Origin of the sequence: Kitasatospora sp. NPDC087271 (assembly GCF_044744605.1) — a bacterium.
GTDB lineage: Bacteria > Actinomycetota > Actinomycetes > Streptomycetales > Streptomycetaceae > Kitasatospora.
This window is the reverse complement of the sequence record NZ_JBIUYQ010000010.1, coordinates 70,033-92,592: the sequence shown is the minus strand read 5'-3', so window position 1 is coordinate 92,592 and position 22,560 is coordinate 70,033. Positions and strand designations below refer to the sequence as shown.

Sequence of the window (22,560 nt, the reverse complement as noted above, 5' to 3'; positions counted from 1 at the left end):
AAGTTTACAGGCCGAAACGTCGCCCCAGATCGCCCAGATTACCGAGACCCGGCACGTTGAGGTTGCCCCCGCCGTGGCCCGACGCCGCCGGCTGCGACGGCACCCCGCCCACCGGCACGCCCGCCTCGGCGTCCACCTGGCCCACCGACCGCTCGGCCATCAGTTTCTCGCTGGACTGCAGCAGCACCTGGCCGGCGCCGATGAACTCGAACTGGTGCTCCTCGCCGGAGGCCCCGCCCAGCCCGGTCAGCCGCCGGATGCCGCCGATCAGCCCGTGCATGTAGTCGTGGTCGTAGTGGTGGCACGGCGCCGGGCAGTCCGCCCAGCCCACCAGCGCCTGCGGGTCCACCCGGATCGGCGGCTCGACGAAGTGCACCGGCCCGTTGGAGGCGGCGACGAACTTCCCGGTGCCGATCAGGGTCAGGAAGCCCGGGATGATCGACTGCTTGAGCCGCAGTGACGGGTCGAAGGCCAGCAGGTTGCCCGAGCGGACGGTCAGGTTGCCGTCGTCCAGGTCGTAGGAGTTGAGGTCGAAGGCCCGGTCGGCCAGCAGCAGCTTGCCGCGGCCCTGGGCGACCACCCAGTCCGCCGCGTGCATCGGCGAGTTGAAGTGCTGGCCGATCACCCGGTCCAGCATGCCGGCGCCGACGCCCTTGAAGGTGATGTCGCCGTAGTAGGCGACCATCTTGCCCTTCTGCAGGAAGTACGAGCCGTTCAGGTCGACCGAGAAGGCGTACGGGTTGACGTTGTCGTTCACCGGCAGGCTGTACGCGTCGTGCACCACCGGGCCGGAGCCGCCGTGCGCGCTCGGCAGCGGGGCCTGCTGGCCGCCGAACTGCTCCTGGGCGTAGGCCTGTTGGGGCTGCTGCGGGGGAGGCGGCGGCGGGTACCCGCCCTGCTGGGGGTAGCCCTGCGCGGGCGGCGGCGCGTAGCCCGGCGGGGGAGGGGCGGCGAAGCCGGGCTGGGTCGGCTGGTCGTACGGCGACTGCCCGTACGGCGGCTGCGGCGGGTAGGACATCAGAGCTTCTCCTCGCTCGCCTGGACGTACACCGCGCCCTGTCCGGACAGCTCCAGCTGGAAGGCCTCGCCGGAGCCGCGGCCGATCATGTCGCGCCAGCCCAGCGCCGTGGACAGCTTGTTCTGCACCTGGCCGCGGTGCGCCACGTACGCCTGCGGGTCGACGTGCACCGGCTGGCCCGGGACGATCGGCAGCTCGAAGACGCCGCCGTGCGCCATCACCGCGACCGAGCCCTTGCCGTCCAGCTGGGTGGTGAACAGGCCCTGGCCGGTGACCTGGCCGCGGACCATGCCCATCACCCCGCCCTGCGAGCCCATGAACATGGTGGACTGGCGCAGCGTGCCCTCGAAGGCCAGCAGCCGGTCCGCCTCGACGTACAGGGTGTCGCCGGCCAGGTCGATCACGTGCACGTGGTGGCCGCCGTGGCCGAACATCACCCGGCCCTGGCCCTCGACGGTCATCAGCGGGGTGTCCTCGTTGGCCACCCGGCGGCCGATCATCGACATCACGCCGCCCTGCCCGCCGGTGATGTTCGGCGTGAAGCGGACGTCCCCGGTGTACGCGAGCATCGCGCCGCGCTGGCTGAACAGCCGCTGCCCGGGCAGCACCACGGCCTCGACCATCTTGCCGTTGATCTTCGTGAAGCCCATCAGACGTCGCCCCCGATGGTGACCTTCTCCGACGGCTGCACGTACACCAGGCCCTCTCCGGTGAACTCCACCTGGACGGCCTCGCCGCCGCCCTCGCCGATCACCGTCGTCCAGCCCGCGCCCGACTTCAGACTGCGGTGCAGGCTGCCGGTGTGCGCCACGTAGGCGCCCGGGTCCACCCGCAGCGGCTGGCCTTGGCCGACCCGCAGGATGATCGCGGGCCCGTTCGAGGTGACGGCGGCCCAGCCGTGGCCCTCCACCTTGGTGGTGAAGAGGCCGTTGCCGGAGGACATGCCGTTGAGTCCGGTGAAGGTGGTGCCGGTGCGCAGCGAGCCCTCCGTGCAGAGCAGGTTGTCCGCCTCGACGAACAGCGTCTCGCCGTTCAGCCGGACCAGGTTGATCTCGGTGGCCTTGTCGGCGAAGTAGCAGGTGCCCTGGCCCTTCACCTCCATGACGGTCATCTGCTCGCCGGTGAGCCGGCGGGCGACCATGCCGCGCAGGCCGTCCCCGCCGCCGGTCAGCTTCTTGAAGCTCATCTGGCCGGTGTAGGCGACCATCGAGCCGTGTCTGGCCTTGACGGCCTCGCCGGCCAACTCGACCGCGAGTACCCGGGATCCCTGGAGTCTGAACTGTGCCACGGCCGCAATCTAGCGGGCGCGGCCGGTGCGGGGGGAGGGGCGGGGGCGGAACTGGTACCGGTCTGCGACAAACGCGCCGGTCACGCCCGCGCGTGCGCCCCCCGTGCGGCGTGCGGGACGGCGCCGGCCGCCTCCTCGACCTCCAGCAGCGAGGCCGAGTGGCGCTCCGCCTCGAAGGCCACCACGCCGCCGCGCAGCCCGAACAGCCGCTTGGACAGCATGATCCAGAGCACCGCGGCGATGTTCAGCACCAGCGTGCCGATCTTCACGGCGCTGACGTGCTCGCTCAGCTCGTAGCCCTCCAGCGGCAGGAAGGCGGCGGTGGCCACGACGGTGAGGTACTCGGCCCAGCGCCTGCCCAGCCAGAGGCCGACCGCCTCGACGATCTCGATCAGCGCGTAGGCCAGCAGCGCGCCCGCGACGATCAGCAGGGTGCTCTTCCTGTAGTCGAAGGTCTTGCGGATGGTGTCGACGATCGGGGAGTGCTCGAGGTCCCAGTGGAAGTGGTCGGTGACCGGCCGGAAGACCGACAGGTTCTCGTCGAAGACCCGGTGCACGGCGTCCTGGCTGTTGGAGAACTTCCAGACGGCCCAGGCCACGATGATGATCAGCAGGCCGCGCAGCACCCGCTCGACGGCGAGGAAGCGCAGGATGAAGAGGTCCCGCAGCGCCTTGCCGCGCGGCACCAGCGGGGCGTCCTGCGCCGGGCCGGAGCCGTGCGGGGTGCCGAGCGCGAAGTCGCCGCAGCGCAGGCAGCGCCAGGCGTCGCCGAGGGCGGTCGCGGCGTGCAGCCGGGCGGCCAGCTCGGGCTCGGTCGGCGCGTAGGTGGTGTGGCCGCGCTTGGCGCAGGTCCTTCGGTCCCAGTCCCGCTTGAACATGTGGTCGCTACCCCCGGTCGTCCGATGTCTACGGCGCCCGGTGCGTCGGGCGCGGGCAGCAGGATAGGGGCAGCGGGTGACGGGCCGGCGCGACGAGCCGGGTTCTGGCGCACAGCTGTGACACGGACGCGACGGTCGTGGCGCCGGGGCGGGCCACGGCGGTTGTGACGTCGGGCACGGTGCCCACCCCGGCCGGGGCTTCGGACAGGTACTCGGTGATAATGGCCGGAAGGCTTGTGAGTCGCTTCACAAGCAGGTACGCCTCCGACCCCCGTATTGAGGTACCCATCGTGAACAGCAGCGCCGTCCACCGCCTGCGCCTGGTCTCCGGCCCCGAAGGGGTCTCGTTCATCCTGCTGCTGATCTGCTCCGTGCTGAAGCGGACCACGTCCTTCGACGGCGTCCCGGTGATGGGCATGGTCCACGGGATCCTGTTCATCCTGTACGTCGTCTTCTGGATCCAGGCCTGGCAGGCGCAGAAGTGGGACGCCAAGCGCGGCGTGCTGCTGTTCGTCCTCTCGGTGCTGCCCACCGGCGGCTTCTTCGCCGAGCGGATGCTCGCCAAGGAGGAGCGCGGCGAGCTGAAGCCGGCCACCGCGTAGGGACGCGCGCCCGCCACGCGACGGTCGACAGGCTGCCGCGGCCTCCTCTCCCAAAGGGCCGCGGCAGCCTGTCGCCGTTTCTTACCGGGGGTGGCTGGGGGGTGCTGGGGCGCGCACTAGTTGACGTTGACGCCGCTCCACGCGGCCGCCACGGTCTTGTACTCGGTGCTGGTGGCGCCGTACAGGTCGGTCGCGGCCTTCAGGGTCGCCGTGCGGGCGGCCTTGTAGTTGGTGGTGGAGGTCATGTAGACGGTCAGCGCGCGGTACCAGATCGCGGCCGCCTTGGTCCGGCCGATGCCGGTGACCGTCGAGCCGTTGGAGGTCGGGCTGTTGTAGCTGACCCCGTTGACCACCTTGGCGCCGCTGCCCTCGGACAGCAGGTAGAAGAAGTGGTTGGCGATGCCCGAGGAGTAGTGGACGTCGAGGTTGCCGACGCCCGAGTACCAGGAGTCCGCGGAGCTGCCGTCCTTGGAGGGCTTGTCCATGTAGCGCAGCGGCTTGCCGTTGCCGAAGATGTTGAGCTTCTCGCCGATCAGGTAGTCCGGCGGGTCCGCGGGCAGGTTGGCCGACCACTCGACCATGGTGCCGAAGATGTCGGAGGTGGCCTCGTTGAGGCCGCCGGACTCGCCGGAGTAGTTGAGGTTCGCCGTGGCGGAGGTGACGCCGTGGGTCATCTCGTGGCCGGAGACGTCGATCGCGGTCAGCGGGTTGGTGTTGCCGGAGCCGTCCCCGTACGTCATGCAGAAGCAGGAGTCGTCCCAGAACGCGTTGACGTAGTTGGAGCCGTAGTGGACGCGGCTGGCGGCGCCGACGCCGTTGTTCTTGATGCCGTTGCGGCCGAAGGTGTTCTTGTAGTAGTCCCAGGTGGCCGCGGCGCCGTACTGGGCGTCCACGGCGGCGGACTCGCGGTTGGAGGCCAGGCCGTTGCCCCAGGAGTTGCTGGTCTTGGCGAACAGCGTGCCGTTGCCCGAGGTGGCGCCCTTGAGGTCGGTGGTGGACTGGCCGCCGCGCGTGGCGTCCTTCAGCGAGTAGGTCGAGCCGCTCTGGGTGGTGGTCAGCGTGACGGTGCCGACGTTGACGCCCTTGCCGGTGCCGGAGGCGGTCTGCACCTGCTCGCGGGTGGACAGCACCTCGCCGGTGGCGGCGTCGGTGACGACCTGCTGGCTGCTCGGGGTGCCGTCGGCCCGCTCACCGCGGACCACCGTGCGGTGGGCCAGCCGCGGCGCGCCGTCGGCCGCCCACACCACCAGTTCGGCCGCGCCCGCGCCGTCGACCCGGCTGAGCGCCGCCTCGTCCTCGTCGGCGGCCGTCCCGACGGTCGCCCGCACCGCGGCGGTGGCCCGCTCGGCCGCCTGCCCGGCGGCGAGGCCCGGGGCCAGGCTCGGCAGTGACAGGCTGCCGTCGAAGGCCCGGTCGACCGAGTCCACCGAGCCGTCGGCGCGCTGGTGGACGACCAGGTCGCCGCCGAGCACCGGCAGGCCGGCGTAGGTCCGCTCGTAGCGCAGGTGGCGTTCGCCGTTGGCGTCCGCGACGACGTCCTTGACCACCAGCCGCTCCTGGCCGCCGAGGGCCAGGGCCTGGGCGACCGGGCTGCTCTGCCCGGCGGCCACCGCGAGCAGCGCGGCGCGCTGCTGCTCCGGCGACGGGGCGGCGGCCTGGGCGGCGGGGACGATGGCGATCTGGATCACGCCGGCGAGCAGGGCGGTGGCGGAGAGTATGGCGCCGGCTGTCAGCTTTCGCTTCACGTGCGGGGGTTCCTTCCACGAAACCGCGTGTGCGCGCGGTTGCGCCGCGTACCGGGGCGCCGGGGTTGGCGCCGTGGGGCGGTAGGGCGCGGACGTGCTGCTCCCGTGCGGTACCTGACGATCCGTCGACGGGTGGGGGTGACGGACGTCGGACGGGGCTTGGGCAGAAGCATGACAATCGATGGCAGGAAATGACAGACCACGGACAGGGATTGGCCGGGATCCGCCAGTGCCGGTGCGGATGGTTCGGCTGCCGCCCAGTGCCCGCTACGGGCGGTTCGTCCGGCTGGCGGGACTTCGCCACCCCGGGAGCGGAGCGGGCGGGCGGAGCGGGCGGGCGCGCGGGGGAGGGCGTGCGAGGGGGTGCGCGGACGCCCGGGGCCGCCCTCCACGGGGCCCCGGACGTCCTGTCACCGTGCGCCGTGCGTCAGTTGACGTTGACGCCGCTCCACGCGGCCGCGACCGCCTTGTACTCGGCGCTGGTGGCGCCGTACAGGTCGGAGGCGGCCTTCAGGGTGCCGGTGCGGGCACTCGCGTAGTTGGTGGTGGAGGTGAAGTAGACGGTCAGCGCGCGGTACCAGATCTGCGCGGCCTTGTCCCGGCCGATGCCGGTGACGGCCGAGCCGTTGGAGGTCGGGCTGTTGTAGCTGAAGCCGTTGATGCTCTTCGCGCCGCTGCCCTCGGACAGCAGGTAGAAGAAGTGGTTGGCGATGCCCGAGGAGTAGTGGACGTCGAGGTTGCCGACGCCCGAGTACCAGGAGTCCGCCGAGGCGCCGTCCTTGCTGGGCTTGTCCATGTAGCGCAGCGGGGTGCCGTCGCCGTTCAGGTTGATCAGCTCGCCGATCCAGTAGTTCGGCGGGTTGGAGGGCAGGTTGGCGTAGAACTCGACCATCGTGCCGAAGATGTCGGAGGTGGCCTCGTTGAGGCCGCCGGACTCGCCGGAGTAGTTGAGGTTCGCCGTGGCGGAGGTGACGCCGTGGCTCATCTCGTGGCCGGCCACGTCGATCTCGGTGAGCGGGTGGGTGTTGCCGCTGCCGTCGCCGTAGGACATGCAGAAGCAGGCGTCGCTCCAGAACGCGTTCACGTAGTTGGAGCCGTAGTGGACGCGGCTGGTCGCGCCGACGCCGTTGTTCTTGATGCCGTTGCGGCCGAAGGTGTTCTTGTAGAAGTCCCAGGTGGCCGCGGCGCCGTACTGGGCGTCCACGGCGGCGGACTCGCTGTTGGAGGCCAGGCCGTTGCCGAAGGCGTTGGTCGAGTTGGCGACCAGCGTGCCGGTGCCGGAGGTCTTGTTCTTCAGGTTGACGGTCGACTGGCCGCCGCGCGTGGCGTCCTTCAGCTGGTACGAGGTGCCGCTCTGGGTGGTGGTCAGCGGGACGTTGCCGACGAAGACGCCCTTGCCGGTGCCGGAGGCGGTCTGCACCTGCTCGTGGGTGGACAGCACCTGGCCGGTGGCGGCGTCGGTGACCAGCAGCTGGCTGCTGGGGGTGCCGTCGGCGCGCACGCCCTCGACGGTGGTCCGGTACGCCAGGCGCGGGTTGCCGTCGCTCGCCCAGACCACCAGCTCGGCCTTGCCGGTCTGGTGCACGGCCGCCAGCGGGGACTCGTCCTTGTCCGCGGCGACGCCGACGGTGGCCTGGACGGCGCCGGTGGCCTGCGCGGCGGCCTTGTCGGCCGGGATCTGCGGGGCCAGGCTCGGCAGGCTCAGCTGCGCGGAGACCGCCTTGTCGACCGACTCCACCGCGCCGCGGGCGCTCTGGTGGACGACCAGGTCGCCGCCGAGCACCGGCAGGCCGGCGTAGGTGCGCTCGAAGCGCAGGTGCCGGGTGCCGTCCTGGTCCACCACGGCGTCCTTCGCCACCAGTTGCTCCTGGCCGCCGAGGGCGAGGGCCTTCGCCAGCGGGCCGGACTGGCCGCCCGCCAGGGCGAGCGCCGCCGCGTGCTGCTCGGCGGCCTGCGCCTGCGCCGCGGGGATCGGGCTGGCCTGGGCGGCGGTGCTCACCTGGACGACGCCGGTGAGCAGGGCGGTGGCGGAGAGTACGGCGACTGCTGCGAGCTTTCGCTTCACGGACGAGTCCTTCCGGGTAACCGCGTGTGGGCGGTCGCGCCGCGTCCCGGGGGCCGGGGTCGGCACCTGAGGGGCGGGACGGGCGCTGACGTGCGGACCCCGTGCGGTCGAGCGGCGCGCCACCGGTGGGTGGGGGTGGTGGCTACCGGACGGGGTTGGCGGAAAGCATGACAATCGAGCAAATCAAATGACAGGTCTTGCTCATGAATTGGCCAAGTCCCGCCAGCCGGAGGGATTGTGAACGGGCGGACAAAGGGTGCGAATCACCCGGCCTTTCAGCGGGTTACCATCCGAACCGAGGCCTGATAGTGCGGCTGCGGACGGATCGGCCGTCAACTCCGCCGCGCCCCGGTCCCGTTGCCCCGCATTCACACCGGTGCAATGTCCTGGTATGGACCTGGCCGCCCTTTTGGCGGGTTCCCGCCACGCGTCGCGCTTGTCCACCATCAGGACGGCTGGTAGCGCCCGCCCCCTCCGCCGGTACGGTAAGGAGGTGCCCAAGCCCCTAGCCCTCGACTTCGACCCGATCGCCCGCGCCGACGAGCTCTGGACCCGCCGCTGGGGCGGGGTCCCCTCGATGGCGGCGATCACCTCGATCATGCGAGCCCACCAGATCCTGCTCTCCCGGGTCGACGCGGTGCTCAAGCCGTACGGGCTGACCTTCGCCCGGTACGAGGCGCTGGTGCTGCTGACCTTCAGCCGGACCGGCGAGCTCTCGCTGTCCAAGATCGGCGAGCGGCTCATGGTCCACCCGACCAGCGTCACCAACACCGTCGACCGGCTGGAGCGGGCCGGCCTGGTCGCCCGCCGCCCCAACCCGCTGGACGGCCGCGGCGTGCTCGCCGCGATCACCGGCCGCGGCCGCGAGACGGTCGAGGAGGCCACCCGGGAACTCATGGCGATGGAGTTCGGGCTGGAGGAGTACGACACCGAGCAGTGTCGGCAGGTGTTCGAACTGCTCAGGCCGCTGCGGATCGCCGCCGGCGACTTCACCGACGACCGCGGCGAGGGGGCTGCGCGGGAGCGGCCGTGAGGACGGTTACCCTCGTGGGAGCGGTGCGCGGATCCGGGCGTACCGGTCGATCCCTGCCGAACGAGGCGATGAAGAGTATGAAGGCGACCCCCCTGCTGGGCTGGTACCGGGCCCTGGCCATTGCGACCGGTGTGGCCCTGCTGGTGTTCTGCGGCTTCATGGTCGCGAAGTACGGCTTCGACGCGGCCGAGGACCTGACCACGTACGTCGCGATGCTGCACGGCTACCTGTACATCGGGTACTTCGTGGTGACCTTCCTGCTCGGGCAGAAGCTGAAGTGGCCGCTCGGCCGGATGATCCTGACCCTGGCCGCCGGCTGCATCCCGTTCGCGTCCTTCGTCTTCGAGCGCAAGGTGGTCCGCGAGGCCGCCGAGCGGCTCCCGGCCGGCGCCGACGCCCGCCAGCCCGCCGGCGTCTGATCCGACGCCCCGGCGAGTGCCCCTTCCCCCGCGGGGGAAGGGGCACCGTGCGTTTCCGGGCCCCGGGAGGGCGCCCGCGGCGTTTCGACCCGGGCATCCATCGACAGCTGCTAGGACGTCCGAGTAAATTAGTAGGACGTCCTAATAGCTGTGCCGCCCCGGTGCCGTGGCGGCCGTACGGAGCGGAGTTCGGGGTCATGGACGCCGAGGAGATCGAGCGCGGACGGCAGCGCTGGCAGCAGCGGTACGACAGCGCCCGCAAGCGAGACGCGGACTTCACCACCCTGTCCGGCGACGAGGTCGAGCCGGCGTACGGTCCCGCCCCCGGGCAGGCCGTCGAGGGCTTCGAGCGGATCGGCTGGCCTGGCGAGTACCCCTTCACCCGCGGGCTGCACCCCACCGGCTACCGGGGCCGCACCTGGACTATCCGCCAGTTCGCCGGCTTCGGCAACGCGCAGCAGACCAACGAGCGCTACCGGATGATCCTGGAGGCGGGCGGCGGAGGCCTCTCGGTCGCCTTCGACATGCCCACCCTGATGGGCTACGACTCCGACGACGCCAAGTCGCTCGGTGAGGTGGGCCACTGCGGCGTCGCCATCGACTCGGCCGCCGACATGGAGGTGCTGTTCAACGGCATCCCGCTCGGCGAGGTCACCACCTCGATGACGATCAGCGGCCCGGCCGTCCCGATCTTCTGCATGTACCTGGTCGCCGCCGAGCGTCAGGGCGTCGACCCGGCGGTGCTCAACGGCACCCTGCAGACGGACATCTTCAAGGAGTACATCGCCCAGAAGGAGTGGCTCTTCGCCCCCGAGCCGCACCTGCGGCTGATCGGCGACCTGATGGCGTACTGCGCCCAGGGCATCCCCGCGTACAAGCCGCTGTCCGTCTCCGGCTACCACATCCGCGAGGCCGGGGCGACGGCCGCGCAGGAGCTCGCGTACACCCTCGCCGACGGCTTCGCGTACGTCGAGCTGGGCCTGTCCCGGGGCCTGGACGTGGACGTCTTCGCGCCCGGCCTGTCCTTCTTCTTCGACGCGCACCTGGACTTCTTCGAGGAGATCGCCAAGTTCCGCGCCGCGCGCCGGATCTGGGCCCGCTGGATGCGCGACCGCTTCGGTGCCAAGACCGACAAGGCGCAGTGGCTGCGCTTCCACACCCAGACCGCCGGCGTCTCGCTGACCGCGCAGCAGCCCTACAACAACGTGGTCCGCACCGCGGTGGAGGCGCTGTCCGCGGTGCTCGGCGGCACCAACTCGCTGCACACCAACGCCCTGGACGAGACCCTGGCGCTGCCCTCCGAGCAGGCCGCGGAGATCGCCCTGCGCACCCAGCAGGTGCTGATGGAGGAGACCGGCGTCGCCAACGTGGCCGACCCGCTGGGCGGTTCCTGGTACGTCGAGGCGCTCACCGACCGGATCGAGCAGCAGGCCGAGGCGATCTTCCAGCAGATCTTGAACAAGAGCCGTCTCGACAAGGGCCGCGAGGACCACGGGATCGGCCCGATCACCTCCGGCATCCTGCGCGGGATCGAGGAGGGCTGGTTCACCGGTGAGATCGCCGAGGCGGCCTTCCAGTACCAGCAGTCGGTGGAGAAGGGGGACAAGCGCGTGGTCGGCGTCAACTGCCACCCGCGCAGCGTCACCCCCGAACTGGAGATCCTGCGGGTCAGCCACGAGGTCGAACGCGAGCAGGTGCGGGTGCTGCGCGAGCGCAAGGAGGCCCGGGACGAGGCGGCGGTGCGGGCCGGGCTGGACGCCATGCTGGCGGCCGCGCGCTCGGGCGAGTCGATGATCCCGCCGATGCTGGACGCGGTGCGCGCCGAGGCGACCCTGGGCGAGATCTGCAACGCGCTGCGCGAGGAGTGGGGGACGTACCGGGAGAACGCGTCCTTCTAGGACGTGCGGGTGGGCCGCCCCCTACGGAGCTTCTCCGTGCGGGGCGGCTTCGCCGTGCCCTCGGCCGGGCAGGACCTGGTCACCCAGCAGGCTGGGGAAGGGGCCGAGCAGCAGGTTGGTGAAGCGGCGGGTCCAGTCGGCGGTGATCGGCTCGCCGCTGACCAGGACGCGGTGCTCGACCGTCCCGGCGATGGTGTCGAAGATGATGTCGATCTCCTCGCCGGCCGTCCGCGGGTCGGCGTCCGGGGCGAGTTCGCCGCGCGCCTGGGCGGCCGCCCGGCCCTGCCGGACCAGGCGCTTCTGCGGGTCGACGATGGCCTCCCGGATCCGGCGGCGCAGGTGCGGGTCACGCGTGCCCTCGGCGAACAGCGCGAGCAGCGCGGCCTGGGTCTCGGGGCGGGCCAGCAGGTCGGCGAACTGGGCGACCACCGCCTCGATGTCGGCCCGCAGGCTGCCGAGGTCGGGCATCACCAGGTCGTCGAAGAGGCTGGCGACGGCGTCCACCACGAGTTCGTTCTTGGATGGCCAGCGGCGGTAGAGGGTGGTCTTGGCGACCTTGGCGCGGGTCGCGACGTGGCCCATGGTCAGCCCGCCCCAGCCGAGTTCGGCGAGGGTCTCGCGGGTGGCGTCGAGGATGGCGCGGTCGGCGGCGGCACTGCGCGGGCGCCCCTTGGCCCTGGTCGTGGCACCCGCCGAGGGGGCGGGGCCGTCCGCGGTCTCCGGGCCCGTGACGTCCGGGTTCGCGGGGGGCTGGGGGGCCGGCAACCGGGGCTCCTTGCGCTCTACTGGTGAGTAACATGGGTGGGGCTGGTAACGGTAGCGGCTGTTCGCCCGTTCGGGCAGCCGGGCCGCCCCGGAAAGTGGGGCAGGTCACGTCGCGGAACCGCCGGTGGGGCTTGCGGCCGGGACCCCGGCTCCAGTTACGCTACGACTCGTAGCGAAAGCAGTGACAACCAGGCGCCGCACCCGTGGGACGGGGCGGCGCGGGCGCGGGTGGGGATCCGCGCCGAACGGTTCAGGCTACCGGGGGAGGGCCACCGCGCCCGGGAATCCGCGCCGCGCGGCCCGTGCGGGGCGACTTTCCCGAGGTTGGTTGCCCGCGGGCGGCGCGAACGGGGGAGGATGGTGCCATGCAGCCACGGAATTCGCGTCTCAACAGCTCCGCCCTGCGCGGTGCGGTCGACCTCGCCGCAGTGAAGGCAGCCGGCGAGGCTGCCCAGAAGGCCGAGCAGGCCCGGGTCGAGCGGGCCCGCCAGGCGGCCGCCGACGAAGCGGCCGGGGTCACCCCCGCGCAGTCCGCCTACGCGCTCGTCATCGACGTCACCGAGGACACCTTCGAGGCCGAGGTCGTCCAGCGCTCCACCGAAGTGCCGGTCGTCATCGACTTCTGGGCCGAGTGGTGCGGCCCCTGCAAGCAGCTCAGCCCGATCCTGGAGGGCCTGGCCGAGGAGTACGCCGGCCGGTTCGTGCTCGCCAAGATCGACGTGGACGCCAACCCGCTGATCTCCCAGCAGTTCGGCATCCAGGGCATCCCGGCCGTGATGGCCGTGGTGGCCGGCCAGTTGGTGCCGCTGTTCCAGGGCGCCGAGAGCGCGGCCAACGTCCGCAAGGTGCTGGATCAGCTGATCCTGGTCGCCGAGCAGCGCTTCGGCGTGGTCGGCGGCGCCGGGGCCCCGGGCGAGGCGTCGGACGCCGCCCCGCAGCGACCGGAGGACCCGGCCCTGGCCGCCGCGCACGACGCGCTGGACAGCGGCGACCTGGGCGGCGCCGTCCAGGCCTACCGGAACGTGCTGGCCGACCAGCCGGGCAACACCGAGGCCAGGCTGGGCCTCGCCCAGGCCGAACTGCTGCAGCGGATCGAGAGCGTGGACCCGCAGGCCGTCCGCGCCGCGGCCGCGGCCGACCCGAAGGACGTTGAGGCCCAGCTGCGGGCGGCCGACCTGGACCTGGTGGGCGGTCACGTCGAGGACGCCTTCGGCCGGCTGGTGGACACCGTCGGCCGGACCGCCGGTGAGGACCGGGACGCCGCCCGGCTGCGCCTGCTGGAGCTGTTCGAGGTGATCGGCCCGGAGGACCCGCGGGTCACCGCGGCCCGCACCGCGCTGGCGCGCGTGCTGTTCTGACGCCGCCTCCGGTCCGGGCCCGGCCGGTCCCGGGCGGGTCCTGGCACGGCGGATGACCTGCGGTGTCGCCGGGTGATTTGGCGACAATCCGGTCAACCGGACAGAGGTTTACCAAATCTTGACAACACCCGTGGACAGTCACACTTGGTGACTGTCCACGGGTGTTTCGTTCGTGTTTCCGGCGGATTTCTTCGTCACGTTTCCTTCAAGACGTCACACACGGTGCATGTCGCATCGATTTCATGATCAACGCTGTCGAGTGTTGCATTACCCGTCAGTAAGGAACCTCTTGTGCTTCGCCCGGGATTCGAGCACGATCGGCGACGCCCGGTCCCTGACTCCACACCCTCCGATCCGGTCGGCCACGTGGAGCACGGGATCCCCACCGGGTGATCCGCCGGCCCCGGTCGGCGGTAGGGAGGGCAGGGGGGTATCCGCGGTCCCACGGCGGTTCCTGTCCTTCGACCGGCCGCGCGGCCCTGCGCGGTCGCTGGTTGTCGCTCGGGGGTGATCGCCGATGTCGTCGGTCCTGCCCGCCGCCCCGCAAGGACGGCCGGTGGAGGGACGGGAGTGCCGCTGTGTGCCGGCCGCTCCCGCGTCCGACGACGCCCAAGGCGCTCTCCGCTACCGAGGACGTAGCTCTCTCCCATCCCAGTCCCCCACCGGCGCGGGCGCGCCGCCGGGGAGCCGGAGATGTACGTCCTAGAAGGAGGACTCGCATGTCCCAGACCTACGGCAAGACCCGCTGGAAGCGCTTCGCGCTGGTGATGGTGCCGAGCATCGCGGCCACCGCGATGGTCGGCGCCGCCATGGCCAACAACGCGCTGGCGGCTTCGTTCAGCGTCTCCGGCCAGAGCTTCAAGGTCACCACGCCGGAGCTGCACGGCAAGAACTTCGCCCAGTTCGGCTCGATCGACGCCGAGGTGAACGGCACTCCGCACCCGGTCGCGGTCTCGGCCTTCGACGAGGCCACCATCAAGGGCCTCTGCCAGTCGGTGGTGACCGACCCCAACGTCATCCCCGGTCTGCCGTGGAAGCTGCCCAAGATCGTCCTTCGCCTGGAGGCGGGCAACAGCGACGACGTCAAGAAGCAGGTCTACGCCAAGAACCTGCTGATCGACCTCGACCAGCTGAACGCGGACGCCGAGTTCACCAACATCAACATCGGCCAGGACGCCTCGACCCTCAAGGGCGAGGCCACCCAGGGCTGGAAGTCCAAGCTCGGCGGCCTGCCGTCCGGCGCGACCGGCTTCGCCCAGGCCGCCGACAAGGCCGACCTGTACAACGTGCAGCAGACCGCCTGGGCCACCTCGGCCGGCACCTTCAAGCTCCCCGGCCTGAAGCTCGCGCTGCACACCGACGGCACCGGCGAGTGCTACTAGGCCGTTGACGGGCGGCGGACCGGGCCCGGTCCGCCGCCCCGACGGCACCTGTGGGACCGGTGGCGGCGCGTGCGCCGTCGCCGGATCCCGTGTCTCGTCCATCCCTCGTTCACACCATCGAGGAGCTGCACCGTGTCCAGCGCCCTTGCCTCATTCCGGCCCGCCGAGCACGAGAACCCCGTCCAGTGGCTGCGCCGGGTGTTCCGTACCTTCCGTCGGACGCGGCCGTACTACGGCGGCCTGCTGGCCATGATCGCCGGCGTCCCGATCATGTACTTCCCGTACGCCAAGCTCTCGTTGGGCGGCATGACGGTGGCCATGGCCACCACGGCGGGCGCCGGATCGCTGATCATCGGCGTGCTGCTGATCGTGCTCGGGCTGACCGCGTGGTTCCAGCCGACCGTGCGGGTCTTCGCGGGAGTCGCCACCACGCTGCTGACGCTGGTCTCGATCCCGGTCTCCAACCTCGCCGGGTTCGGCCTGGCGCTGCTGCCGGGGCTGATCGGCGGCGGCCTGATGGCGTCCTGGGCGCCGCTGCCGGAGCCGAAGGCGGCCAAGACCGCCGTCGCCGCGAGCGTCGCCGCCGAGGCCCCCGCTGCTGAGGTCCCGGCACCTGGGACACCGGCCTCCGAGGCCGCCGTCGGCGAGAGCGCGGTCGTCGTCGAGAACGTCGCCACCGAGCCCGCGGCGGCCGGAGCGCCCACCGCGAAGCTGCCCGCACAGGCCGCGTCGAACGAGCAGGCCGCCGCCGTGGACCCGAAGGAGGCGCGGTGAGCGCGTCGGAGGACCAACCGCAGCGCGCCGGTCGACACGCGGCGCCGCGCACGCCCGTCCGGGTCCGGCTGAGAGGCCGCGCGCTGGCGATGGCCGCGGTGCCGACGGCGCTGCTGATGGCCGCCGCGTACACCCCCAACCCGGCCGTCGCCGAGTCCACGGCGGGCAAGCCCTGCGGGACCGCGCCCGCCACCGTGCCGGACGTCGCACCGCTGGAGACGCCCGTCCCCAAGAGCGAGCTGCCCGAGCCGCCGCCCGGTCCGTCCACGGCGCCCCCCACCGTGCCCTCGACGGCGCCCTCGACGGGGCCGAGCGCGATCCCCACCCAGACGCCGACCACCGCGCCCACCCAGCAGCCCTCCGCGCCGGCCGGTACGCCGAGCGCCGGCGCGACGCCGACCGATGCCCCGACCGGCGCGGCCACCACCCCGGCGACCACGCCGCCGGTCGCCCGCTCCGCCGCCCCCGGCGGTTCGGACACGGCCCACCGGGCCGGGCTGATCGACGACGTCCTGGGCGGCGTCAACCACCTGCTGGACCCGGGTGGTTCACCGAGCCCGACGCCGAGCGCCAAGTCGACCGGCACCCCCGCTCCGGCCACCACCCAGGCCCCCGCGCCGGCCGTCCCGGCCCCGCGCGCCGGGACGCCGGCCCAGCCGCAGGCCCCGACGACCGGGGCCCCGGCCGACGCGCAGCCCGGCACCCCGCCGCCGCCCGCCGCCGGCAGCGGCGAGCAGGCCCCGGCGGGCGACCAGGCCTCGCCCGCCGCGACGGCCTCCGCCGCCGGTGGCCCGGCCGGCGGCACGGCGGGGAAGCCGAGCGGCAAGGCGAGCCCGAGGACAGCCCCCGCCACGCCGTCCGGGGCCGCCGCCGACACCCCGGCGTCCTCGCCGAGCGCGAACCCCAACTGCGCGGTGGACACCAGCGGCCTGACCGCCGGCGCGCCCGCCACCGGGGACGTCGTCCCGCAGCAGAACTGGACGCTGGCGACCAGCCGGCTGGCGCTGCACGGCGCGGCCTTCCACGGCGTCTACGACGTGCGGACCCCGACCGGCACCAAGCGGGTGCTGAAGTTCGTGGTGGACAGCGTCGACATCGACAACCTCGACATGTCGACGTTGCAGGGCAACGGCAAGACCTTCCACGTGAAGGGCGCCCCCGGCTCGACCTCGACCATGCGCAAGGGCCCGGTCACGATGTACGTGGAGCGGCTGTCCGGCCACCTCTCCAAGGTGCTCGGCCTGCCGATCCCGATCGACCTGGGCGAGATCACCCTCACCCCGGACACCCTGCCGCGCTGGCTGTACGACCTGATCGGCTCGATCCCGATCCCGCTGGACCTGGAGCTGACCGGGGTCACCGCCAAGCAGGCCGGCCAGTTCGGCGGCACGCTGACCATCCCCGGCATGCGCCTGTTCAACGACGACGCGCCCTACAGCGACAAGTAGGCGACCGGCAGCCGCGCCACGGCGGCGGCGACGTCGCGAGAACGCCCGTGGGGCGGCCCTCCACCGGAGGACCGCCCCACGGGCGTCGGAACCACGGGGTGTTACTCGCCCCGGGTGCCCAGGTGGTGCACCTGGACCATGTTGGTGTTGCCGGGGATGCCGGGGGGCGAGCCGGCGGTGACGATGACGGTCGCGCCCTCGGCGAGCTGGCCCATGCTGAGCAGCTCGCGGTCGACCTGGGCGACCATCGCGTCGGTGGACCCGACCTGCTCGGTGACGTGCGCCTCGACGCCCCAGCTCAGCGAGAGCTGGTTGCGGGTGGCGACGTCCGGGGTGAACGCGATCACCGGGATCGGCGAACGGTAGCGGGACAGGCGGCGGGCGGTGTCACCGGACTTGGTGAACGCGACCAGCGCCTGGCCGTTCAGGAAGTCGCCCAGCTCGCACGCGGCGCGGGCGATCGAGCCGCCCTGGGTGCGCGGCTTGCGACCCGGGTTGAGCGGCTGGAGGCCCTGGGAAAGCAGCTCCTCCTCGGCCCTCTCGGCGATCCGGCTCATGGTGCGGACGGTCTCGATCGGGTACTTGCCGACGCTCGACTCGGCGGACAGCATGACCGCGTCGGTGCCGTCCAGGATGGCGTTGGCGACGTCGGAGACCTCGGCGCGGGTGGGGCGCGAGGCGTGGATCATCGACTCCATCATCTGGGTGGCGACGATGACGGGCTTGGCGTTGCGGCGGGCCAGCGTGATCAGCTGCTTCTGGACCAGCGGCACCCGCTCCAGCGGGTACTCGACGGCCAGGTCGCCGCGGGCGACCATGATGGCGTCGAAGGCGAGGACGATCTCCTCCATGGCCTCGACGGCCTGCGGCTTCTCGATCTTGGCGATGACCGGCACGCGGATGCCGACCTCGTCCATGACCTCGTGGACGTCCTTGACGTCGTCCGCGTTGCGGACGAAGGACAGGGCGACCATGTCGACGCCCAGGCGCAGCGAGAAGCGCAGGTCGTCCTTGTCCTTCTCGGACAGGGCGGGCACGTTCACGGCCGCGCCGGGCAGGTTGATGCCCTTGTTGTTCGAGAGCACGCCGCCCTCGATCACCACGGTCTTCACCCGCGGGCCGTCGACGCTGACGACCTCCAGGGCGATGACGCCGTCGTTGATCAGGATCGGGTCGCCGGGCTTGACGTCGCCGGGCAGGCCCTTGTAGGTGGTGCCGCAGATGTGCTGGTCACCGGGGACGTCCTCGGTGGTGATGGTGAACTCGTCGCCGTTGTCGACGGTCACCGGGCCGTTGGCGAAGGTCGCCAGACGGATCTTGGGACCCTGGAGGTCGGCCAGGACGCCGATGGCCTTGCCGGTGTCCTCCGAGACCTGGCGGACCTTGCGGTACCGCTCCTCGTGGTCCGCGTGGTTGCCGTGGCTCATGTTCAGTCGGGCGACGTTCATGCCCGCCTCGACGATGGCCTTCAGCTGTTCGTAGGAGTCCGTCGCCGGACCCAGGGTGCAGACAATTTTCGCTCGGCGCATATGGATCAGTCTATCCGTTCGTGTTATAGGTGCATTCGGCACGAATCGTGAGGAATCGCCGACGAAGGATCCCGAGGGGCGAGACGGCGTCCGGTCACTCCCCGGGCCGCCGGTGCACCAGGGCGAAGGCCTGTCGGGCGATCTCCAGTTCCTCGTCGGTGGGCACCACGGCGACCGCCACCCGGGCGTACGCGGGCGAGATGATCCGGGCCTCGCCGGAGCGCACCGAGTTCAGCTCGGGGTCGACCGCGATGCCCAGTTCGTCCAGCCCGGCGGTGGCCGCCGCGCGCACCGGCGCCGCGTTCTCCCCGACGCCCGCGGTGAACGCGATCGCGTCCACCCGGCCGAGCACGGCGTAGTAGCCGCCGATGTACTTGCGCAGCCGGTGGATGTACGCGTCGAAGGCGAGCTTCGCGTCGGCGTCCCCGGCCCCGGCCCGGCGCATGATCTCGCGCATGTCGTTGTCGCCGCACAGGCCGCGCAGACCGCTGCGGCGGTTGAGCAGATCGTCGATCTCGTCGATCGACAGCCCGCCCACCCGGTGCAGGTGGAACACCACACCGGCGTCGATGTCGCCCGAGCGGGTGCCCATGACCAGGCCCTCCAGCGGGGTCAGGCCCATCGAGGTGTCCAGGCAGCGACCACCGGCGACCGCCGAGGCGGAGGCGCCGTTGCCCAGGTGCAGCACGATCACGTTCACCTCGGCCGGGTCCTTGCCGAGCAGCCGGGCGGTGGCCCGCGAGACGTACTGGTGCGAGGTGCCGTGGAAGCCGTAGCGGCGCACCCGGTGCTCGTCGGCCACGCCCTTGTCGATCGCGTACCGGGCCGAGAACTCGGGCATCGAGGCGTGGAAGGCGGTGTCGAAGACGGCCACCTGGGGGAGGTCCGGGCGCAGCGCGCGGGCCACCTCGATGCCGGTGATGTTGGCCGGGTTGTGCAGCGGCGCGACCGGGATCAGCCGGCGGATCTCCTTGAGCACGTCGTCGGTGACCACGGTCGGCTCGGTGAACCGCTTGCCGCCGTGCACCACCCGGTGGCCGATCGCGGCCAGCTCGGGGGAGTCCAACCCGAGGCCGTCGGCGGCCAGCTCCTCGGCGACGGCCTTCAGGGCGGCGGAGTGGTCCGGGAAGAGCTGCGGCAGCTCGCGCGGCCCGCCCGAGTGCGGGGTGTGCACCAGCCGCCCGCCGGGCTCGCCGATCCGCTCCACCAGGCCGGAGGCCAGCCGGGCACCGTCCAGCATGTCGATCAGCTGGTACTTCACCGACGAGGAGCCGGCGTTCAGGACGAGAACGCGCGTTCCTTCGCTCATGCCTTCGGCTCCTTCTCGTCCTGGGCCTGGATGGCGGTGATCGCGACGGTGTTGACGATGTCCTGGACCAGCGCGCCGCGCGAGAGGTCGTTGACGGGCTTGCGCAGGCCCTGGAGGACGGGGCCGACCGCCACCGCGCCCGCCGAGCGCTGGACCGCCTTGTAGGTGTTGTTGCCGGTGTTGAGGTCCGGGAAGATCAGCACGGTCGCCCGGCCCGCCACCGCGGAGCCCGGCAGCTTGGTGGCCGCGACGTGGGCGTCCACCGCCGCGTCGTACTGGATCGGGCCCTCGACCAGGATGTCCGGCCGCAGCTCGCGGACCAGCTCGGTGGCCTTGCGGACCTTGTCGACGTCCGCGCCGGACCCGGAGGTGCCGGTCGAGTACGAGAGCATCGCGACCCGCGGCTCCACCCCGAACTGGGCGGCGGTGGCGGCGGACTGGATCGCGATGTCGGCCAGCTGCTGGGCGTCCGGGTCGGGGTTGACCGCGCAGTCGCCGTACACCAGCACCTTGTCGGCCAGGCACATGAAGAAGACGCTCGACACGATGGCCGCGCCCGGCGAGGTCTTGATCACCTCGAAGGCGGGCCGGATGGTCGCGGCGGTGGAGTGCACCGCGCCGGAGACCATGCCGTCCGCGATGCCCTCCTGGACCATCAGGGTGCCGAAGTACGAGACGTCGGTGACCACGTCCAGCGCCAGCTCGACGGTCATCCCCTTGTGGGCGCGCAGCCGGGCGTACAGCTCGGCGAACTGGCGGCGCAGCGGGCTGGTGGTCGGGTCGACGATCCGGACCTGGGCGCGGTCGGTGCCCGACTGCTCCTGCGGGAGGTCGATGCCGAGGCTCGCGGCCTTGCGGCGCACCGCGTCGGCCTCGCCGAGCAGGGTGAGGTCGCAGATGTTGCGGCGCAGCAGGATCTCGGCCGCGCGCAGCACCCGTTCCTCGGTGCCCTCCGGCAGGACGACGTGCCGCCGGCTCGCCCGGGCCCGTTCCAGCAGCTCGTGCTCGAACATCATCGGGGTGACGCGCTCGGACCGGCCGACCTCGATCAGGTTGGTCAACTCGGCCGTGTCGACGTGCAGTTCGAACAGCCCGAGGGCGATCTCGGCCTTCCGCGGACTGGCCGCGGTGAGCTTGCCCTCCAGATGGGTGAGGGTCGCGGCGGTCGGCCAGCTGCCCTCCGGGACGACCGCGACCGGGGTGCCGGGGGCGAGCCGGGCGGCCAGCGCCATCACGTTCGGGCCGGGGTGCTGGCCGAGTGTCAGCAGCACGCCGGCGATCGGCGGGGCGCCGGCGGCGTGCGCGGCCAGCGAGCCGATCACCAGGTCGGCGCGGTCCCCGGGGGTGACGACCAGGGCGCCCTCGGTCAGGGCGTCCAGGAAGGTGGGCAGCATGGCGCCGCCGAAGACGAAGCCGCGGACGTCCCGGGCCAGGCCGGCGGCGTCCCCGAGCAGGACCTCGGCGCCGGTCGTCTCGACCAGCTGGGCGACGGTCGGCGCGGCCAGCGCCGGCTCCTCCGGGATGACGTAGGCGGGGATCGGAAGCTTCTCGGTGAGCTTGCGCTGGATCCGCTGCTTGGCACCCGGGGCGACCCGGTTGGCGATCATCGCCAGGGTCTCGCAGCCCAGGTCGGTGAACGCCCGGTGGGCGTTGCGGACCTCGGCGATGACGGCCTCCGGGTCCTCGGCGTGCCCGCCGACGACCGGCAGCACGGCGGCGCCGAACTCGTTGGCCAGCCGGGCGTTGAAGGCCAGCTCGTCCGGGATGTTGGTGTCGGCGAAGTCGGTGCCGAGCACCAGCACCGCCTGGCAGCGCCGCTCCAGCGCGCGGAAGCGGTCGACCAGGGCGGAGACCAGCTCGTCCTGCCCCCGGGCGGCCTGCAGCGCGGCGGCCTCCTCGTAGCTGAGCCCGTACAGCTCGGAACTCGGCAGGTCGATCCGGTACCGGCCGCGCAGCAGCTCCACCACGTGGTCCGAGCCCGGCTCGGACCCGGCCCGGTGGCCGGCAGGCGCCCCCGCGTGCGCGTGCACCAGCGGCCGGAACACCCCGACCCGGTCCACCTGGCGGGTGAGCAGTTCCATGACCCCGAGTTCGACCGCCTGCCGGCCGTCCCCCCGGTCGATACCGGTCACGTACACGCTGCGCGCCACGTGGGTGTCTCCGTCCCGTCGTCTCGGAATATGGCCATATCGACCATACCTTCGCACCGCGAACGGGCGTCCGCGAGCAGAGCGGCCGAGTCGGGGCAAGGGCTGAACGTCCTGGGCGTGGGGTTTGCGCTGCCGCTCGCCCTTGATGTACCTACATGACGTAGTTACATTGGAGGGCATGGAGACCATGGGACTGCGTGAGCTGAACCAGAACCCGTCCAAGGCGGTCGCGCGGGTCCGGGCCGGCGCGACGATCGTCGTCACCGACCGCGGGCGGCCCGTGCTGAGACTCGTGCCGGAGGAGCCCCCGGCGACGGTCCTCGAACGCATGGTCGCGGCCGGCGAGGTCACCCCGCCCGCCGAGGAGGGCATGCCCGAGCTGGCCCTCGACCTGTTGCCGGAGATCGGCAGCCTCTCGGACCTCCTGGTGGAAGACCGCGAACGGGAGCGGAACCGTTGATCTACCTCGACTCCTGCGCGCTGCTGAAGTTCATCAAGCCGGAGCCGGAGACGGCCGCACTGCGGGCGTGGCGGCAGGCGCTGCCCGCCGGGACCGAGCTGATCACCAGCGCGCTGGCCCGGCTGGAGATCACCCGCACCCTGCTCCGCGCGGGCCTGGCCCACCAGCAGGTCCCCTACTACGTGGACCAGGCGCTCCGGGGCAGCCACCAGGTCGACCTCAGCAGCGCGGTGCTCGCCCGGGCGCTCTCCTACCGCACTCCGCGCCTCGGCTCGCTGGGCGCGTTGCACCTGGCCGGCGCGGACCCGTTCCGCACGGAGCTGACCGAGTTCATCACCTACGACCGCGAGCTGGGCAGGGCCGCGGAGGACCTCGGCTTCCCGGTGTCGGCGCCGAGCTGAGCGCCTGCCCGGCCGGGCAGGCGCTCAGACACTCAGGT

At 72.0% G+C, this 22,560-nt stretch carries 20 protein-coding genes; 10 read left to right on the top strand and 10 right to left on the bottom strand.

Going from position 1 to position 22,560, the window contains the following annotated elements; all coding sequences use genetic code 11:
* Positions 1 to 4: 4 nt before the first annotated feature.
* The 4 genes from ACIO9K_RS18830 to ACIO9K_RS18815 all read right to left on the bottom strand — a co-directional run bounded on the left by ACIO9K_RS18830 (position 5) and on the right by ACIO9K_RS18815 (position 3,184).
* Positions 5 to 814, bottom strand: coding sequence for an AIM24 family protein (locus tag ACIO9K_RS18830; RefSeq protein WP_363628739.1), 810 nt, complete (start codon positions 812 to 814; stop codon positions 5 to 7).
* A 203-nt stretch (positions 815 to 1,017) separates the two neighbouring features.
* On the bottom strand, positions 1,018 to 1,668 hold the full coding sequence (locus ACIO9K_RS18825; RefSeq protein ID WP_063347778.1) for an AIM24 family protein: 651 nt from the start codon (positions 1,666 to 1,668) through the stop codon (positions 1,018 to 1,020).
* Positions 1,668 to 2,306, bottom strand: a complete 639-nt coding sequence (locus ACIO9K_RS18820) for an AIM24 family protein (RefSeq protein ID WP_079135621.1) — start codon at positions 2,304 to 2,306, stop codon at positions 1,668 to 1,670. Before ACIO9K_RS18820 ends, ACIO9K_RS18825 begins: the two co-directional genes overlap by 1 nt.
* 80 nt (positions 2,307 to 2,386) lie before the next feature.
* Positions 2,387 to 3,184, bottom strand: coding sequence for a DUF2127 domain-containing protein (locus ACIO9K_RS18815; protein ID WP_363619293.1), 798 nt, complete (start codon positions 3,182 to 3,184; stop codon positions 2,387 to 2,389).
* A 290-nt stretch (positions 3,185 to 3,474) separates the two neighbouring features.
* On the opposite strand from ACIO9K_RS18815, the gene ACIO9K_RS18810 reads away from it, so the two are divergent.
* Positions 3,475 to 3,786: a DUF3817 domain-containing protein gene (locus tag ACIO9K_RS18810; RefSeq protein ID WP_371517107.1), complete on the top strand. Its 312-nt coding sequence runs from the start codon at positions 3,475 to 3,477 to the stop codon at positions 3,784 to 3,786.
* Between the two features lie 116 nt (positions 3,787 to 3,902).
* Here the strand turns inward: ACIO9K_RS18810 and ACIO9K_RS18805 are convergent, their stop codons facing one another.
* Together ACIO9K_RS18805 and ACIO9K_RS18800 are read right to left on the bottom strand one after the other, a co-directional pair.
* Positions 3,903 to 5,531, bottom strand: coding sequence for a M4 family metallopeptidase (locus ACIO9K_RS18805; protein ID WP_363619292.1), 1,629 nt, complete (start codon positions 5,529 to 5,531; stop codon positions 3,903 to 3,905).
* Positions 5,532 to 5,958: 427 nt separating this feature from the next.
* Positions 5,959 to 7,596, bottom strand: a complete 1,638-nt coding sequence (locus ACIO9K_RS18800) for a M4 family metallopeptidase (protein ID WP_363582034.1) — start codon at positions 7,594 to 7,596, stop codon at positions 5,959 to 5,961.
* 493 nt (positions 7,597 to 8,089) lie between these two features.
* Between ACIO9K_RS18800 and ACIO9K_RS18795 the strand changes: the two genes are divergently transcribed.
* From ACIO9K_RS18795 to ACIO9K_RS18785, 3 genes are all read left to right on the top strand, one after another.
* Positions 8,090 to 8,629, top strand: a complete 540-nt coding sequence (locus ACIO9K_RS18795) for a MarR family transcriptional regulator (protein WP_363619291.1) — start codon at positions 8,090 to 8,092, stop codon at positions 8,627 to 8,629.
* A gap of 77 nt (positions 8,630 to 8,706) precedes the next feature.
* The gene (locus ACIO9K_RS18790; protein WP_350879572.1) at positions 8,707 to 9,048 is read left to right on the top strand and encodes a DUF3817 domain-containing protein; all 342 of its coding nucleotides are present in this window, start codon (positions 8,707 to 8,709) and stop codon (positions 9,046 to 9,048) included.
* Between the two features lie 197 nt (positions 9,049 to 9,245).
* A complete protein-coding gene (locus tag ACIO9K_RS18785; protein ID WP_363582040.1) occupies positions 9,246 to 10,946 on the top strand; it encodes a methylmalonyl-CoA mutase family protein in 1,701 nt (566 codons plus the stop codon).
* Positions 10,947 to 10,967: 21 nt separating this feature from the next.
* Here the strand turns inward: ACIO9K_RS18785 and ACIO9K_RS18780 are convergent, their stop codons facing one another.
* Positions 10,968 to 11,711 (bottom strand): TetR/AcrR family transcriptional regulator, encoded by a 744-nt coding sequence (locus ACIO9K_RS18780; RefSeq protein ID WP_363619289.1) that lies wholly within the window; start codon positions 11,709 to 11,711, stop codon positions 10,968 to 10,970.
* A 365-nt stretch (positions 11,712 to 12,076) separates the two neighbouring features.
* Between ACIO9K_RS18780 and ACIO9K_RS18775 the strand changes: the two genes are divergently transcribed.
* The 4 genes from ACIO9K_RS18775 to ACIO9K_RS18760 all read left to right on the top strand — a co-directional run bounded on the left by ACIO9K_RS18775 (position 12,077) and on the right by ACIO9K_RS18760 (position 16,673).
* Positions 12,077 to 13,069: a tetratricopeptide repeat protein gene (locus ACIO9K_RS18775; RefSeq protein WP_363619288.1), complete on the top strand. Its 993-nt coding sequence runs from the start codon at positions 12,077 to 12,079 to the stop codon at positions 13,067 to 13,069.
* A gap of 719 nt (positions 13,070 to 13,788) precedes the next feature.
* Positions 13,789 to 14,451, top strand: a complete 663-nt coding sequence (locus tag ACIO9K_RS18770) for a DUF6230 family protein (protein ID WP_063347768.1) — start codon at positions 13,789 to 13,791, stop codon at positions 14,449 to 14,451.
* A gap of 132 nt (positions 14,452 to 14,583) precedes the next feature.
* A complete protein-coding gene (locus ACIO9K_RS18765; protein ID WP_400331192.1) occupies positions 14,584 to 15,225 on the top strand; it encodes a DUF6114 domain-containing protein in 642 nt (213 codons plus the stop codon).
* Positions 15,222 to 16,673 (top strand): hypothetical protein, encoded by a 1,452-nt coding sequence (locus ACIO9K_RS18760; protein ID WP_400331189.1) that lies wholly within the window; start codon positions 15,222 to 15,224, stop codon positions 16,671 to 16,673. Before ACIO9K_RS18765 ends, ACIO9K_RS18760 begins: the two co-directional genes overlap by 4 nt.
* A gap of 101 nt (positions 16,674 to 16,774) precedes the next feature.
* Here ACIO9K_RS18760 and pyk read toward each other — a convergent pair whose 3' ends face one another.
* From pyk to pta, 3 genes are all read right to left on the bottom strand, one after another.
* Entirely contained in the window at positions 16,775 to 18,202 is a 1,428-nt protein-coding gene (gene pyk, locus ACIO9K_RS18755; protein WP_063347766.1) for a pyruvate kinase, read from the bottom strand.
* A gap of 94 nt (positions 18,203 to 18,296) precedes the next feature.
* Positions 18,297 to 19,511 carry an acetate kinase gene (locus tag ACIO9K_RS18750; protein WP_363619284.1) on the bottom strand — a complete coding sequence of 405 codons (1,215 nt, stop codon included), beginning with the start codon at positions 19,509 to 19,511 and terminating at the stop codon, positions 18,297 to 18,299.
* Positions 19,508 to 21,661 (bottom strand): phosphate acetyltransferase, encoded by a 2,154-nt coding sequence (gene pta / locus ACIO9K_RS18745; protein ID WP_363619283.1) that lies wholly within the window; start codon positions 21,659 to 21,661, stop codon positions 19,508 to 19,510. Before pta ends, ACIO9K_RS18750 begins: the two co-directional genes overlap by 4 nt.
* Before the next feature lie 178 nt (positions 21,662 to 21,839).
* Here pta and ACIO9K_RS18740 point away from each other — a divergent pair, with 178 nt between their 5' ends.
* On the top strand, positions 21,840 to 22,121 hold the full coding sequence (locus ACIO9K_RS18740; RefSeq protein WP_363582054.1) for a type II toxin-antitoxin system prevent-host-death family antitoxin: 282 nt from the start codon (positions 21,840 to 21,842) through the stop codon (positions 22,119 to 22,121).
* Positions 22,118 to 22,522, top strand: a complete 405-nt coding sequence (locus tag ACIO9K_RS18735) for a type II toxin-antitoxin system VapC family toxin (RefSeq protein ID WP_363619282.1) — start codon at positions 22,118 to 22,120, stop codon at positions 22,520 to 22,522. The genes ACIO9K_RS18740 and ACIO9K_RS18735 overlap by 4 nt, the downstream gene beginning before the upstream one ends.
* Positions 22,523 to 22,560 lie beyond the last annotated feature (38 nt).

What these genes read in the sequence shown, in the direction of transcription:
- pyk (WP_063347766.1), bottom strand. Translation starts at nt 18,202, where the DNA reads ATGCGCCGAGCGAAAATTGTCTGCACCCTGGGTCCGGCGACGGACTCC.
- ACIO9K_RS18815 (WP_363619293.1), bottom strand. Translation starts at nt 3,184, where the DNA reads ATGTTCAAGCGGGACTGGGACCGAAGGACCTGCGCCAAGCGCGGCCAC.
- ACIO9K_RS18775 (WP_363619288.1), top strand. Translation starts at nt 12,077, where the DNA reads ATGCAGCCACGGAATTCGCGTCTCAACAGCTCCGCCCTGCGCGGTGCG.
- ACIO9K_RS18825 (WP_063347778.1), bottom strand. Translation starts at nt 1,668, where the DNA reads ATGGGCTTCACGAAGATCAACGGCAAGATGGTCGAGGCCGTGGTGCTG.
- ACIO9K_RS18750 (WP_363619284.1), bottom strand. Translation starts at nt 19,511, where the DNA reads ATGAGCGAAGGAACGCGCGTTCTCGTCCTGAACGCCGGCTCCTCGTCG.
- ACIO9K_RS18770 (WP_063347768.1), top strand. Translation starts at nt 13,789, where the DNA reads ATGTCCCAGACCTACGGCAAGACCCGCTGGAAGCGCTTCGCGCTGGTG.
- ACIO9K_RS18740 (WP_363582054.1), top strand. Translation starts at nt 21,840, where the DNA reads ATGGAGACCATGGGACTGCGTGAGCTGAACCAGAACCCGTCCAAGGCG.
- ACIO9K_RS18790 (WP_350879572.1), top strand. Translation starts at nt 8,707, where the DNA reads ATGAAGGCGACCCCCCTGCTGGGCTGGTACCGGGCCCTGGCCATTGCG.
- ACIO9K_RS18785 (WP_363582040.1), top strand. Translation starts at nt 9,246, where the DNA reads ATGGACGCCGAGGAGATCGAGCGCGGACGGCAGCGCTGGCAGCAGCGG.